Origin of the sequence: Clostridium thermarum, from assembly GCF_006351925.1 — a bacterium.
Classification (GTDB): domain Bacteria; phylum Bacillota; class Clostridia; order Clostridiales; family Clostridiaceae; genus Clostridium_AU; species Clostridium_AU thermarum.
The window spans coordinates 3,038,652-3,054,206 of sequence record NZ_CP040924.1; the positions used below are offsets into that span (position 1 = coordinate 3,038,652).

At 37.1% G+C, this 15,555-nt stretch carries 8 protein-coding genes and 1 pseudogene; 3 read left to right on the top strand and 6 right to left on the bottom strand.

All coding sequences use genetic code 11. The annotated features are described in order from the left end of the window. Positions 1-14 precede the first annotated feature (14 nt). The 5 genes from FHY60_RS13765 to FHY60_RS13785 form a co-directional block, all read right to left on the bottom strand. Positions 15-974, bottom strand: a complete 960-nt coding sequence (locus FHY60_RS13765) for an ABC transporter permease (protein ID WP_243122156.1) — start codon at positions 972-974, stop codon at positions 15-17. A gap of 66 nt (positions 975-1,040) precedes the next feature. Beyond that, positions 1,041-2,042 (bottom strand): LacI family DNA-binding transcriptional regulator, encoded by a 1,002-nt coding sequence (locus FHY60_RS13770; RefSeq protein ID WP_139905565.1) that lies wholly within the window; start codon positions 2,040-2,042, stop codon positions 1,041-1,043. A gap of 121 nt (positions 2,043-2,163) precedes the next feature. Continuing rightward, a complete protein-coding gene (locus FHY60_RS13775) occupies positions 2,164-3,120 on the bottom strand; it encodes a glycoside hydrolase family protein (RefSeq protein ID WP_180375410.1) in 957 nt (318 codons plus the stop codon). Positions 3,121-3,153: 33 nt separating this feature from the next. After that, positions 3,154-3,477 (bottom strand): glycoside hydrolase family protein, encoded by a 324-nt coding sequence (locus tag FHY60_RS13780; protein WP_139905567.1) that lies wholly within the window; start codon positions 3,475-3,477, stop codon positions 3,154-3,156. Between the two features lie 108 nt (positions 3,478-3,585). Next, positions 3,586-9,219 (bottom strand): cell wall-binding repeat-containing protein, encoded by a 5,634-nt coding sequence (locus tag FHY60_RS13785; RefSeq protein WP_139905568.1) that lies wholly within the window; start codon positions 9,217-9,219, stop codon positions 3,586-3,588. A gap of 229 nt (positions 9,220-9,448) precedes the next feature. Between FHY60_RS13785 and FHY60_RS13790 the strand changes: the two genes are divergently transcribed. Next, a complete protein-coding gene (locus FHY60_RS13790) occupies positions 9,449-10,810 on the top strand; it encodes a DDE-type integrase/transposase/recombinase (RefSeq protein ID WP_207671427.1) in 1,362 nt (453 codons plus the stop codon). A 385-nt stretch (positions 10,811-11,195) separates the two neighbouring features. Here the strand turns inward: FHY60_RS13790 and FHY60_RS13795 are convergent, their stop codons facing one another. Continuing rightward, a complete protein-coding gene (locus FHY60_RS13795) occupies positions 11,196-12,824 on the bottom strand; it encodes an ABC transporter substrate-binding protein (protein WP_139905570.1) in 1,629 nt (542 codons plus the stop codon). A gap of 530 nt (positions 12,825-13,354) precedes the next feature. Here FHY60_RS13795 and FHY60_RS18755 point away from each other — a divergent pair. Together FHY60_RS18755 and FHY60_RS13805 are read left to right on the top strand one after the other, a co-directional pair. Then, positions 13,355-14,538 (top strand): annotated as a pseudogene (locus FHY60_RS18755) (transposase). Between the two features lie 379 nt (positions 14,539-14,917). Then, complete coding sequence (locus FHY60_RS13805; RefSeq protein ID WP_139905571.1) at positions 14,918-15,550, top strand: RusA family crossover junction endodeoxyribonuclease; 633 nt, start codon at positions 14,918-14,920, stop codon at positions 15,548-15,550. The last annotated feature ends 5 nt before the right edge of the window (positions 15,551-15,555 follow it).

Consider the following 15,555-nt stretch of genomic DNA (forward strand, 5'->3'; position numbering starts at 1 on the left):
CCCTTTCAACTCCTTTACCATAGACTTGATTCGCTGAACTTTTTAACTATTTTATTAACTGATACAAGTAATATAACATTTATTACTGCCAGAAACAGGTTAACTGCTGTAGAGAATGAGTACTGAGATTGCTGAAGGCCGACTTTATATATATAGGTGCCAATTATTTCTGAAGTATCAAGGTTCAAATCCGTCTGCATCAAATATGCCTTTTCAAATCCTACATTCATCACATTTCCTAGTGATAATATCAACTGTATTACAATAACCGGCATTATTGCTGGTACATCTACAGTTAAAATACGTTTAAACTTACTTGCACCATCAACAATGGCAGCTTCATGAAGCTGTGGGTCTACTCCGGATAATGCAGCAATATAAATTACTGTTGCCCAACCGGTTCCCTGCCATACACTGGATAATATATATAATGGCCGGAACCACTTCGGAGAAGCAAAGAAATAAATTGGTTCTCCACCAAAAGCTTGAATAATGTTATTTATAAATCCACTAGATGGAGACAGAAATATTTGCATCATACCTACAAGTACTACTGTAGAGATAAAATAAGGTGCATATATTGTAGTTTGTATGAACTTCTTTACTTTTTCCTTAGCCAGCTGATTTAGCATAAGAGCTATAATAATCGGTATTGGAAAAGTAATTATCAATTGATATACGCTTAACCCAACAGTATTTTTGATAAGTGCTTCAAATTGGAAGGAATTGAAGAAACGTTCAAAATGTTTTAGTCCCACCCATGGGCTTCCCATGATACCTTTAGAAGGAACGAAATCCTTAAAGGCCATTAGGACTCCATACATGGGAACGTACTTAAATATTATGAAGTAGATAAACGTCGGTAATATTAATAAGTACAGCTGATAACTCCTCTTCATCTTTTGAAAAGCACTTAGTTTTTTCTTCTTTGTCTTAACTTTTCCTTCCATCTGTTCGATGGTCAAATTATTCACTTCTTTATCCCCCTATCTTTATTGCGTGGTAGTTAATCGATTAATTGAAATTTTTAAACTTAGTTCTTAGAAAGACTTTCTAAGAACTAATTCTGTTGGCAATCTATACTCTTTATATTGATTATCTCGATTACTTATTCTGCTAAGTAACACTTCTGCTGCCTTGGTTCCAAGATCAAATGGAAACTGCTTCACAACAGACAGTGGTGGCGTTGTTATTCTCGTCCAATCATAATCATCAAATCCGATAACACTGACCTGCTCAGGAATTTTGATATCCATATCTTGTAAAAGCTTCAAGGTTCCTATGGTCATAACATTGTTTGCAGCAAATATAGCTGTAACCTTTTCTTCTGTAACTAGCTTCTTTGCTAGCTCGTAGCCATTCTTATAAGTTGCTTCAGTTTCCTTTATTAAGGAAAATTCCATCTGAAGTCCATTATCTATAATAGCTCTTTTATAGCCTTCAAATCTTTCATCACTAGTAGTTATACCCAGTGGTCCTGTGATAAATCCTATTTTCTTATGTCCTTTGTCTATAAGCTTTGTAATTGCATCATATGTTCCTCTATAACCATCAGATAGTACACAGTCTCCCTCTATACCTCTAGGTCTTCTATCGATAAATACTACCGGATAAGCACCATTTAGTACTTCATTTAAATAGCTATGCTCTTCTGCAGTTGGTGCTATTATTAAACCGTCAATAAGCTGAGAATTTAAGGTTCTTATTTGCTCCTTCTCAGTCTCAAGATTCTCGTTAGAATTACTTAGAATCAGGTTATACCCATGCTTTTTAAGGGTATTTTCTATACCTTGCGCCACAGACATAAAAAAGAAACTGGAAGTATCCTCTACTAAGATAGGTACAATTAAGGCTATAGTATTTGATTTTTGACTTCTTAAACTTCTAGCAATAGAATTAGGCCTATAATTAAGCTCCTTCATGGCTTGAAGTACACGCTGTCTAATTTCTTCTGACACGTATCTGGTGTTATTTATAACATGGGATACCGTAGCCGTTGATACTTCTGCCCTCTCTGCAACATCTTTCATGCTTGCTGTCATTCTTTCACCCCCTAACTGAGTTTCAACGAAGCGTTGCGCAATCGATTAACTTAATTGTACATGTTCCTGAAATCCTTGTCAATACGCAAACTTAAAATAATCTTTCTAAAAAAACTCCTTACTAAATCATACACTTTTTAATGTTAATATTACCATCTATAAAAACTTTTATTTTATAGTTTTTACCTGGCATCAATTTAATTGACCTCTCTAGTTCCACTTCATAGGGGAAGGTCTTTCCACCTTCTTCGCTCTGCATAATATGAGAACTGAAGGTGACCCTATCTCTGGCAGGCTCAAATTTTATATAATATCCTTTGTCCACAACCTCATCAGCCTGTAAAACTATGCCCAAAGACTTTGTGCCAGGACCAAATAGCAATCTTCCTTCTATCATACATACATCCGGTATATTTCCAGCAAGAGAGCATGAAAATCCATCTACAGAACGTACACTCAAGTTATTATTATCAATATTCCATTTTCCCAATACAGGCACAAAGCTTTGAATCACAAGTTTTTGAAATTTATTCTCTATAGAAGCCGGGCATTTCACAGTCAAGCTACCGTCGCTCCTTTGTATAAGCTGATGCACAATTAGGTTACCTCCCCAATCCCAGGTGTTATAATCAAATCCATCATAGCCTTGTGGGTTCCAGTTGAATAAGTCTTCTGTCTTAGTAGGATTCCACCCAAACAAATAATAGTTTTCTCCGTCAAAACCACTTTTATCCGCATAAAAGGCCCTACCGTCAAAGATGTCTACTTCAGGACTTATCCACGGTTCAGATAGTGATTTACTCATTCTATAAAAGGTTCCAAATCTATCAGTGTAGGAAGAGTATACTAAATACCACCAGTCTCCTAATTTAAAGATATCAGGGCACTCATGAGCACTAACATGTATCTTAGGTGAATATAAAGGCTCGCTTATATTCCATTTTTTCAAATCATTTGAAGTACAAAGAGCTACACAGCCATCTCTATTAGAAGCTGACTTGACTCTGGCCGCTAAAAGCATCCAGTACTCTTTAGTTTCCTCATTCCAGAACACGTGAGGATCTCTCCAATCTGACAATTCATATATTTCATCATCCGGACCAAAGGTATCCTAAGGAATCATTGTCCAATTAATTAAGTCTGTACTAGTGGCATGACAAACCAGTTGTTTATTGTCAGGAAAAATACAATAAAACATGTGACATATTCCTTCAGCTTTGATAATGCTGCCAGTACCTCCTTTAATCTTACAACTTCCATATTCTTCAAAGTTAATAAAGTCTCTCGTTGTAATAAGAAACCACCCTATATCCTTAGAAGGATCATAGTTTTCTCTCCAACCATGCAGATAAAATAGCTTAAACTCTCCTTTCTCATAATAAGGTATAAAGTCACCTACATAGGCATCCTTTGGTCTATAAAAAATGTTAGACATCAATAATCGCCTCTTTATTAATAATAAAATCACCATCATAAAAACAAAAACCTGTCAAATGATTTTTGCTAACTAGACAGGCTTTTGTTCTTTAGTTTTTATCAAACTTTATTTTATGATATAATTTACAGTACTTGAGGAAACTACACCTTCTCCTCCAATAACTTTCACCTTAATAACCTTATCAAGTATAGACTTAATATAAGCTTCCTGATCAATTGTATTGCTGTTGTTTAAAAGTATTATTGGTGCACTATCTTTACCAGCTAAGGCTGATCCGCAGATTGCATCAGGATAGTTAGTTCCTGTTGCAAGATAAACATTAGAGAAGTCAAAGTCTGCTGCAAACCTCTTTAGTATAGCTAAGTTTGTTGAATATCTATCTGCTCCCTCTATTCTCTCTACTCCAGTGATACCTTTAACTGCTGCTTCGGATATTACTCCAGTGCCCCCAATCACATAAACCTTGCTGTTGTTGTCCTTTATAAATTTAGCAACCTCTGCAGTCATTTGGTTCTTTCTAGTAAGAAGTATTGGTCTGCCCTTTGCTGCTGCATAAGAAGAAATTGAAAGCGCATCGGCAAAGTTTAATCCTGTAGCTAAAAATACCTGCTTCTTGTTATTCATCTTTTCAGCTATTGCTAAAGCTGTAGCATATCTATCGCTACCACCGATTCTTTCTACCTTTATTCCTATAGCTTCAATAGTATTTACTACTGCTGAAGAAATAGCTCCAGTACCGCCAATTACGTATACCTTCTTAGCTTTGAGTCTCTGTAATTCTGCTTTTACACTGTCATCAAGTTCCCTGCTTACAGTAAGAAGCATTGGTGCATTTAACTGTGCTGCAAAAGGTGCTGCAGTTAATGCATCAGCAAAATCATCGCCTCTTGCAAGTACAACATTGTCAGAGGTAGTCCATCCCGCTTGTGAAACCTTAACATAAGTCTCATACCTGTTTGCTCCTCCAAATCTCAATGTAGTTGGTGCGGTTTCAGGCACTTCAGGAGGCTCAGGTCCTTCAGAGGTTTCAGGTACTTCAGGGGTCTCAGGCGCTTCTGTTTCTCCGGGATTTACACTTTCATCTTTTACCGTAACATAAAGACTAACTTCTCCCTGATATCCTTCAACAGTACCATTATATAGGAACTCTCCTGCCTTTGAAGTATCCACTGACTTTAAAATCCATTGTACAGGTACCTGCTCCTTGGTGCCATCACTCATTATAGCTGTAACCTTTTCCGGTAAGGAATAGCTTCCCCCCACAGTAACTTCAGCATTAATAGTAGGAATATCTGTTATGACTTTTGCATCCACAGGTACATGGAAATCATCCACATTTATGTGGCCAAATCCACCGGTGAAATTGTCAACAACCTTGATATATAGTTCTTCTCCCATATATGCTGATGCATCCCAAGTTACCCTTGAGTACTGTTCTGTATTTTTTCCAGTAGCTTTCATTAATATAGTGTCATCTGAAGCTCTTACAAGAGCTACATATAAATTATCTATGTTATTTCCTCCACCAACTAAGAAGCTTATTTTTCCATCTCCGCCGAGGATAAAGTTATCGGATTTAATAGATCCCGTTGCGGCATCACCTAATCCGCCATTTTCAGGAGCAATAAAGGCCCATAAGTGATGACGTGTCGCTTGTCCATAGCCTATTGCTTGATTGAATGGTCCACCCCATCCCCAATCTTCAGCATCTGTTACCATCTCGTCAGCAAAAGCATTTCCTTCTACAGTCCAACCTGTTAAGTCACCGGTTTCGAAGCCCGCATTGGTTATGTTGCCCCATTTTACCTTAGTATCCTGCGACTTAGTAGCTACTGGTACAACCTCACCATAAGCAGAACCTATTTCCCATACTTGCATAGACTTAACCGTTACATCACCATTTCCCCAAATTTGAAGGCCTAGGGCATCATATCTTGTAGGATAAGCTCTTGTGGTAATGCTCTTTAGGTCATTTGCATAAGCCTCAATCATTGACCTGTCAAGATAGATATGAAGCTTTAATGTATCGCCGTTTAGGTCAAGACTTCCGCCATTGACGCCTTTTCTTGCATCTGGACTTAAAGTAGTCTTATTTCTGTCTACGTTATAAGTTTTAGCCTTTGCATCATAGAATAATAGAGTTTCTTCTTGTCCGTCAGGGCTTCTTCTTACTTTAATACCATACTTATCAGCATCTTTTGCTTCCAATTCAACGTATATTTCAAGCATATCGCCCTTAACGTCCTTTAACAATGCATTAGCTTCTGCCATACTCTTATTTGTAAAATCAACCAGCTTATTTCCTCTTAAAGAGCTAAGTTCTTCTACAATTGGTTTAATTTTAAGGGTGTCATCTTCATAGGTCAATTCTAATGGTAAACCAGCATTATGTGCCCAACCAGCATCAAAATGCTCTTGCTCAGACCTAGTATCCTGTGCGATACTGAATACTATTGTTCTGCCCTTGTCATCTACCATACCGCTTGGACCGGTGAAGTGCTCGCCATAGTCGAAGAGCCTTGGTTCTTCATGGTCTGCAATAAATCTTCCTGTTTCCTTATTCCAAGTTCCAATCCAGTAAAATACATTTTTCACATTGTATTTCAATGATTCAACGGTGGTTTCAAAATTTGCTGGATTTATTAGGAATATGTGCTTTCCGCTAAAATTACCTTCAGCATCATTTAAAGGCAATAGGACCGGAAGTTCCCATACAGTTCCTGTTTGTACATACTTGCTGCGGTCTATCTGAAACAGTGGGCCCATGTACTCCCAATTAATTAAATCCTTTGACTTATAAACTAATGCAGTACCGCTGATGTTTACTCCATCCTTCTGAACACCTGATCCAACAAGCTGATACCAAGTGTCTCCATCTTTAAATACAAATGGATCACGGAAATCTCCAAAATTAGCAACTTCTCCTGGGTTTTGTCCCGGTAAGTTTTCTGTTTGAACTGTAACTAATTCAGGATACATTGTCCAGCTCTTTAAGTTTGGATCTGTGTAATCATCGGCAATTGCAATTCCTGTGCTTTGATTTGGTCTCTTACTGTCATCACCGGCAGTAAAGAACAGTACTGGCTTTCCATCCTTATCATAGGTGGAACTTCCTGACCATACTCCATCCGGTGCTACTGAACCGGCCTGTGGCATAATTGCTATTGGCTGTTCTTCCCAATGTACCATATCATCACTAACAGCATGTCCCCAGTTGATATAATGCCAGTAAGGTCCTCTTGGATTTGCTTGATAGAAGATATGGTATTTACCATTATAATATATTGGTCCATGGGGCTCATTCATCCAATTTCCTGGTGGCATAAAGTGATATTGTGGTCTGTACATATCTCCATCATAATCACTTCTCTCAAGCTCCATCTGTGGTTCAGGAAGTTTGTTATTTAATTCAGTCATATAAGCACTGTATTTAGCTGCAACTTCTTGATCAGAAGTTGGTTCATAGCTAATTTTCACTTCATCCATCAGTCCGTCAAACATATTGGCAAAGAAGGTTCCGTTAATTACTGCTGCTTGATTATGTCTACCAATTATTAATTGCTCTGTCGATGGTGTTATATAGCCCTTTAATGGTATCTTTCTTTCTCCAGCTACCTCTCCATTTAGATAGAGTTTCATGATTTGAGTATCTCTATTATAAGTAGCTGTAATATATGACCACTTATTTAATTCTATTGTCTTGTCTTCATCTGCCCATAGCTCAAACCAAGATTTATCTATTCCTAACTGAAAAGACCAAGTACCATGTCTTCCTATTCCTAATGCAAAACCTTCACCTTTTCCTTTATTATGCTGATTTACTATAATGGACATTTGACCCAGGTCTCCCCATTCGTAGGTTCTTGGAGCTACCCAGCCTTCAATAGTTATAGCATTTGACGGTTTAGTGAACTTAGAAGCTTCTCTAATTATCCATGTAGAATAACCGTCAAAGAGAAGTGCACTATTCTTTATTCCCTCTTTCCATTTTGGATCTGAAGTTGGCTTATATTTTGCATCATTAAACACATATTCAATTTGATCTTCAGTATTTGAAGCAGTATCCTTAGCTACTTTTCCACTTCCCTCATCAAAGCTCCATTGAGCTGTTGCACCAAAATTTTTAGCTCTTATATCGTCTGCACTTATGAATCCATTAGTAGATTTATCTACAATTTTCAAATATACCTTTGTTCCTATATACTGTGAAGCATCCATGATAACTTCTTTATATTCAACGGAATCAGTTGAATTTGATAGCTTCAATAGTTCTGTGTTATCTAGAGCTTTTACTAGAGCAACATAAAGGTTATCACTATCGCTATTTCTGGCTAATAACATTTTTATTTTTCCGCTTCCTGCTAAATAGAATTCTGAGGATTTCAATTCTCCAACCATAGTGTTGTCAGAAGGCCATAGATGATATTGACCCTCCTTGCCTACATTTACTCCTTCAATTTCTGATTCAGAAGTAACTGCATTTACAAATGCCTCCCCGGTAGCTGTCCATCCGGTTAAATCTCCAGTCTCAAAATCAGCATTTTCAATATAATCAGGCAGTGCAGAATCTTCATTAAATACATGGAAGTCGTCAACATTTATATGACCAAATCCACCGCTACGCTTGTCTGCAATTTTGATATAAACTATTTCTCCAATATAGGCTGAGGCATCCCAAGTAACTCTCATGTAGCCCTCATCCTCTGGTCCTGTAGTCTTGCAGCCTGGCAGTTCAGTATCGTCGTCAGCTCTGACAAGAGTTACATACAGGTTGTTAATATCATTTCCTCCACCTACAAGGAAGTTAATAGTTCCATTTCCAGCAAGCTTAAATAAGCTTGAATTCATCTCACCTTGTCCATCATCGCCAGCGTTTACAAAGCCCCACATATGGTACCTTCCCTCTTGATTAAAGAGACGGGTTTCCCAATAGGTAGCTTCATCTGAAACGCCAAAAGCATTACCCTTTACATCCCATCCGCTTAAATCTCCTGTTTCAAAATTTGGATTCTCTATCTCATTTGTAATGGGTTTACTGATGTCAAAGGCAATTGCACCGGTTCTTGGTTCTGTTTCGTGATATACGTTGAAATCATCTGCAAACATTACTCCCCAATCGTTTTCTGCATTATCCACGATTTCTATATACATATTTTTTCCGATATGTGCTGATAAATCTGCTCTGTATTGTACCATGTTAGCAAGATTCATCCCTAGTTCAATATGTGGGAAATTGATATCTGCAAATTTTCTATTTCCGTATTTGGCTATAAGCTCATTGGTATCAGCATCAAATACTTGGATATTACATAAATCATTATTCTTACCACCACCCAATTTGAAGGTTATCCAGCCGGTTCCGCCTAACTGAAAGGTTGAGGAACGTAATCTTCCTTTATTGGCTTCGGCATACTTCCAACCGTTTAGGTGGTATAAGCCTTCTTGATTATATGGAATTCTTTCATTCCACCATATAGTGTCGCCACATACGCTGTCAGGACCAAATGCATCGCCTTCTATAACAGTCCATCCATCGATATTTCCGCTTTCAAAGCCTGGATTCTCTATTGTCCTCGGAAATGTGACAGAATTACTATTTACATTAATGTCATCATCCTCAACATTCAGCTGCCCAGTTTCTGCTGCAGTGATCTTAGTCATTGGCGGAACACCTACCCCCAACACAAAGGCACTAAGAACAAGCGATGCAATAAATCTTTTCTTTGCTTTTACTTTCATATTGTCCCTCCTATTTTTTATTCGGTATTGTCAAAAGTTACTGCGTAACTTTTGACTAAACCCTTTGATTTTCAATAATTTATATAGATAACTTGCATCCCCCCTAAAGATTAGGTATCTTTGAGTTGCGAAAACAAAGAAAAGTAACCTAAGAAAGGTACAAGGTATCATCATGGTTAATAAATTTTTGGTGCAGTATATAGTGTATCTGCACAACTTATTGATTTTATTGGTAAACATATTGTTTGTTAAGAAGTTCAGCTACAGGTACGATGAACCGGTTAGAAAGGAATATCGTAAGCTTGTAGTGGACAAACCTCCTATATTTGAAACTCCAGAGAAGCTTGATTATAAACAGCTTCTTGAAGAATATAAAACTAATCACGGAAAGGAACTATCACCGGTAAAACCAAGAAAGGGCAAAGTTCCTGTGTCAAAGGATATAGTGTGCGTAGTATGTGGTGCTCCGCACAATTACATATATGACAATAATGGTGGTAAGGGTCAATATCAATGCAAGATATGCAAGAATCCCTTTACACCCAATAAACAGCTTAAAAGTGTCATACTAAAATGCCCGCACTGTGGAAAAACCCTTGAAAAAATCAAAGAAAGAAATGGCTTTGATATATATAAGTGCAAGAATAACCACTGCTCTTACTATCAGGATAAGTTATCTTCTATGAGTAAACAAGAGAAACAAGAGTATAAGAGCAATGCTGAGAAATTCAAGCTAAGGTACATATATAGAGCCTTTAAGTTTGACTTTAAGCCCTTAAGCAAAGAGAGCAAGAAGGAATTTAGAGTAAATCTATCCCGACTTAGAGTTACTCCTCACACTTTAGGTCTAATACTGACTTACCATGTTAACTATGGCCTATCGGCCAGGAAAACTGCAGCTTTGATGAAAGATATCCATGGACTAGATATATCTCATCAGACAGTATTAAACTACTGCGATTGGGTATCCTTAGCCGTTAAACCTTTGGTAGATAACTATCCCTACGAGCTTTCAGACAGCTTCTGTGGAGATGAAACCTACATCAGAGTTAAAGGCAAATGGCACTATATTTTCTTTTTCTTTGATGCGGTAAAGAAAATAATATTATCTTACCGAGTTTTTCCAAACAGAGATACTTTGACAGCGATAAAAGCTATTGATGACGTTCTTATCAAACTTAAGAGCATACCAACAAATCTTAACTTAGTTACAGATGGAAACCCAATCTATCTGCTGGCGCAGCATTTCTTTGCTAGTCAAGGTATTCATTTTGATGTAACACAGGTTATAGGTCTGACTAATGACGACCCTATTTCAAAGGAATTCCGTCCATTAAAGCAGATTATTGAGCGTCTCAACCGAACTTTTAAAGGGAACTATAAGCCCACCTGTGGCTTTAGTTCTGAAGATGGCTCTGTAGCTTTTGTGACACTGTTTGTGGCTTATTTTAACTTCTTAAGACCCCATAGTTCTCTTGAGGGCAATGTACCGGTAGTCATCGATGAACTCAGTAAACTACCACATATGCCGTCCCGTTGGGCAAAGCTGATAGAACTAGGTCAGAACTATACTAGTTCTATGGTAAGTTAAAGTTTCGAAAGCAGTTGGCGGATGCGAACCCTTTATAAACGACACCAATCAAATGTTAAAATGTGGTTTATTGAGGGCTTTTTGTGCTGCTTCAAAATACTTTTATTGCCCTCAACTTATCTACTGGATAACATTTGTTGGTAGTTTGTAAAGGGCAACTGCTAATCTGTCGCTCGCTTATAGTTAAACTAATCTTGGTTTTCATAAATTTTTGACACTACCTTTTTCTCCAATATGTACATAGTTCATTAAGCAAGTAAATTAGTTACTGTTATGGTTCTAATAAAACTGTTCATCACATAGATTCATCTTAATGTAATAGTAAGTTCCCATAAGTGTGTTAAGGGAATATACCAGTGGTAATATTCCCTTAACTTATGTTTAACTACTTTCCGCTAACTTGTCTGTCGTAGGCTGTTTGAATGATCTTTACATATTCTTCATAACCTATTTTCTTTAGGTCATTGATGTAGCTATCCCATTCCTTCTCTATTCCACCACTCATCAACCACTGTGCTCTCTTCTTGTTTACGTAATCTTTAAGATCTGATTCTATTAGATTCTTCTTTTCTACTTCTTCAGGTGTAAAGAATAATGCAGGAATGTTTTCCTTTTCCATGTATGGTATAAAGGTCTTTACTCTCTCTATTCTTACCTTCGCTCTTTCTTCCATATCTACTATTGTTTCAAAGTCTTCCGCTGTTACTACACCAACTCCGTTTGGTGCTACCTTCTGTCTGAATTCTCCCATTGCTACTCCTTCCGGTAATGGCAGATTCACTAGTTTTCCATCTTTCTCTTCATATACTTCTCCTATTGGTCCCCAGTGCATTTGTGCAGTCATCTTTGGCTCGTAATGCTGATCTATCCATCTTGCTGTTACTTCTGGGTACTTATTGTCCTTTGTAATTACAAAGCTTCCTCTTGAGAACGGTGATCCATTCATTCTTGCTATCTTTTGTTCTCCATTAGGTCCCTTTAATGGTCCTACTAGTACATAGTCCTTTTCTCTATCCGGCCCTACTATTTCTGTTTCTTCCCACCAAATAAATGAACCTAATGTCACTTCCGGTGTCTTACCCTTTGCAAACAATGCATTTGGATCACTGGTTTGTGTAAAGGATTCTTTGTCTATTAGGCCTTCTTCTACCCATTTATGGAAATATGCTATTGCTTCTTTGTACTGTTCCTGTGCTGCTGTATAAACTATTTTTCCGTCTATTACAGCTAAGTGATCATTAGGATCTCCAAGTCCAAAGGAACCAAAGAAGTTTCCTATATCAGCACACCACCACATGTGTATGAAGCTCATTGGATTTTCATCTTTCTTGCCGTTTCCATTTGGGTCCTTATCTCTAAAGGCTACTAGCACATCATGTAACTCATCTAAAGTTGTTGGTACTTCCATACCTAGTTTGTCTAACCAATTTTTATTTATGAAAAAGAAGTATGGGTTTGCCGCTATCCACTCTTGTCCACTTCCCATTTCTTCACCATGTGGAAGGGAGTATATCTTTCCGTCTGGTGAAGTTATGAAATCTTTTATGTCCGGGTTATTTTCAAGAAGCTTCTTAACATTTGGCATGTATTTATCTATTAAATCATCTAGTGGTATTATCGTTCCATCTTCGCTGTATTTTGTTAAGTCAAAGTCTGAAAAGCCTGCATTATAGAAAGCATCCGGAAGGTCACCGCTGGCCAATAGGAGGTTCTTCTTTTCTTGATAATCAGCTTCAGGTATGTTATTCCACTCAATATGAACGTTTGTGGTTTCTTCCAAGTTCTTGAACAATGTCATTTCATTATAGTTTGGAGCTAGAGGCGCCTTTGGCGATACTATCTTCAGCGTTACTTTTTCATTGACTATGGGTAAGCCTTCTTCATTAAAATTTGATGTTGTTAACTCAGTACCCTTAGTCTCAGGTGTAGTTGCAGGATCCTTCTTACATCCCGCTGCAAACAAGCAGGATGCTACTAGCAAGGCTAGCATTAGTGATAATCTTCTTTTTTTCATTTTGACTCCCCCTTATTTATGTTTTATTTTAATAATATAAAGTAGCATATTTAAATTACGTAATCGATTAACCAAGTAAGATACTATTACCCTATGCACAAGGTTCAAATACCCTCCCTATACTTTCTATATTATATGTAGTATTTAAAACCAATATAGTTAAATAGCCACTTTAGAGATGATATTCGTCATTGAAATTATCGCATAAAATTATTTTTTCTTTTATATAACCATTTTTTACCTAAAAACCGCAATACTAACAAAAATCAATCAAACGTTTACGTAATCGTTTAACAATATTATATTAACTTTTAATTAGCTTGTCAACATAAATATTGTATTTTTTTATTCTAATTAATTTACACTTTAATTGCAAAAGTAAATTCCACCTCTCTAGGTGGTAAGAGTGGATTTTAATTCTACAAATATGAAAGAGTATAGAGAGTGGAATTTAGTAGTACAAAATATTATTATATTGATATATGCGTCATTACAGTAATCCTTGCTTGGCAAGGAAGGAGTTTTTCATTATGGCTAAATTCAAACACTTTACATTAGAGGAAAGAGTCTCTATTGAAATAATACTTAAAGCCTCCCTTTCTTTCAAAGCAATAGCCCGAGAGCTTGATGGAGATTGTACAACCATTTCCAAAGAGGTTAAAAATTATATCATGTTCAAGAGAACAGGTTCTTACGGTAGACCTTTTAACAACTGTATTCATCGTTTAACTTGCAGCCATACATATATATGCGAGAAACCTCATTGTAGAATTCGACGCTGTCGCTTTTGTTCAGATTGCTCAAAATTCTGTTCTGATTACAAAGCATATACTTGTCACTTACTCTCTAAGCCACCTTATGTGTGCAATGGATGTGCTAGCCTTACAAAATGTACTCTGGAGAAAGCGATCTCTAATGCTTCCTATGCCCATGATGAATATGTACTTCGTCGTTCTGAGTCACGAAGCGGCATAACTATTTCTGAGGACGAGATTGAACGTCTTGATAAAATCATAACCCCACTCATTCAAAGAGGTCAATCTATACACCATATCTGCGTTAATAACAGAGACCTTATCATGCATAGTGAAAAATCAATCTACAACTATATTGATTACAATCTTTTCTCTACAAAAAATATTGACCTTCCAAGAAAAGTTGTTTATCGTCCAAGAAAAAAGCTTAAAAGTCATTAGGTGGTAAGGTGTTGCTCACCATCCATTTCGTCGATTCTCAGTTTATGCTTGCTTTTATAAGAGATGCAAACACTTCACGTTCCGTCATAGATATTTTCGAAAATCTTTATTTGGAACTGGGGCCTGACACTTTTCTAAAACTATTTCCTGTCATTCTAACTGACAACGGCAGTGAGTTTACAAATCCAAAGGCCATCGACTTTGATAGGCAGGGAAACCGCATAACACGCATCTTCTACTGCGACCCTTCAGCACCATACCAGAAAGGTGCTGCAGAAAACAACCATGAATTGATCCGCAGAATTGTTCCTAAAGGCCAGAGCTTCAACTCATTTCAACAGAAGGATATCTCATTGATGATGAGTCACATTAATTCTTATTCAAGAAAAAAGCTGAATGACCAGTCTCCATACTCGGTATTCAGCTTCCTTTACGGCGCTAAAACGCTCGCAAAGTTGGATTCAGAACTCATCAAACCAAATGAGATTATCATGAATCCGAGTTTATTAAAATACTAACCTACTCAAGCAGGGATTACCGCTGGTACTTAAGCGAAAACTTTTCCAATGGGTGGAATTTACCTTTGCAAAAAAACGGAAAATATTCACCCTTTGTTTGCTAATCTCAAAACCAGCTGAAATCTGCTTGAGCTACTTAAATTATACATCATTTTGGTCTAAAATAAGCAAAAATTTACTCTTCTAACCAAAAATTTTATCTAGTGTCGATTTTACGGTGGAAGTTAATTCTACAAAGTGGAAGTTAACTTTTCAATTCACCAATTAATTTACAAAAATACTACCAATACATCATAATAATTGTTAAACTCTCTCCATTTACTCCATCAAACTTATGTTGTAAACTATAGATATATAAGACATAAACAGGGGGTACAGCATGGAAAATTATGCAAAGGTTGTGGTCAAAGGATCACCTATTTCAAAATCTAACTTCAAGCTTTTCAACGTCCAAGGCCGAGCTATACTTCCCTATAACTCAGGAAAGTACCACGATAGATATGCCCATTATGAGGAGGAAATAGCCTTTAATGCCAGACTTCAAAATCCTAACACCGTTCTGTCAGAAGCCCTGATTGCCGTGTTAAAGGTATATTATAAAAGTGCTAAGAGGCACCCGGATACCAATAATATCACTAAAAGTATATTAGATGGTATAGAAAAGAGCGGCTTAATAATAAATGATGCTCAGATAAGGCGTTTAATAATAGAGGAATACTACGATTCAAAGGACCCTAGATTTGAGTTGGAGCTTTTCGGTGAAAGCACCTACAGCATGAAATACGAGATTTACAGAAAGGAAGTTCCGGATGAGCCTATAAACTATGAGCCACCTGCTAACAAAAAAGGGGCAGCAGGTTCTGCAAAGGTAAAAAAGCCTAACCCTGTTTCCAATAATTCATCGGCTATGATTTGCGATATATGTGGAAGAGAAATTTCAGCGGAATCCTCTGTCAGCGCCAATGGCGGTAAGATGAAGATTTGCAAGGCCTGTTTAAAGAATCTATTTTGATAGTT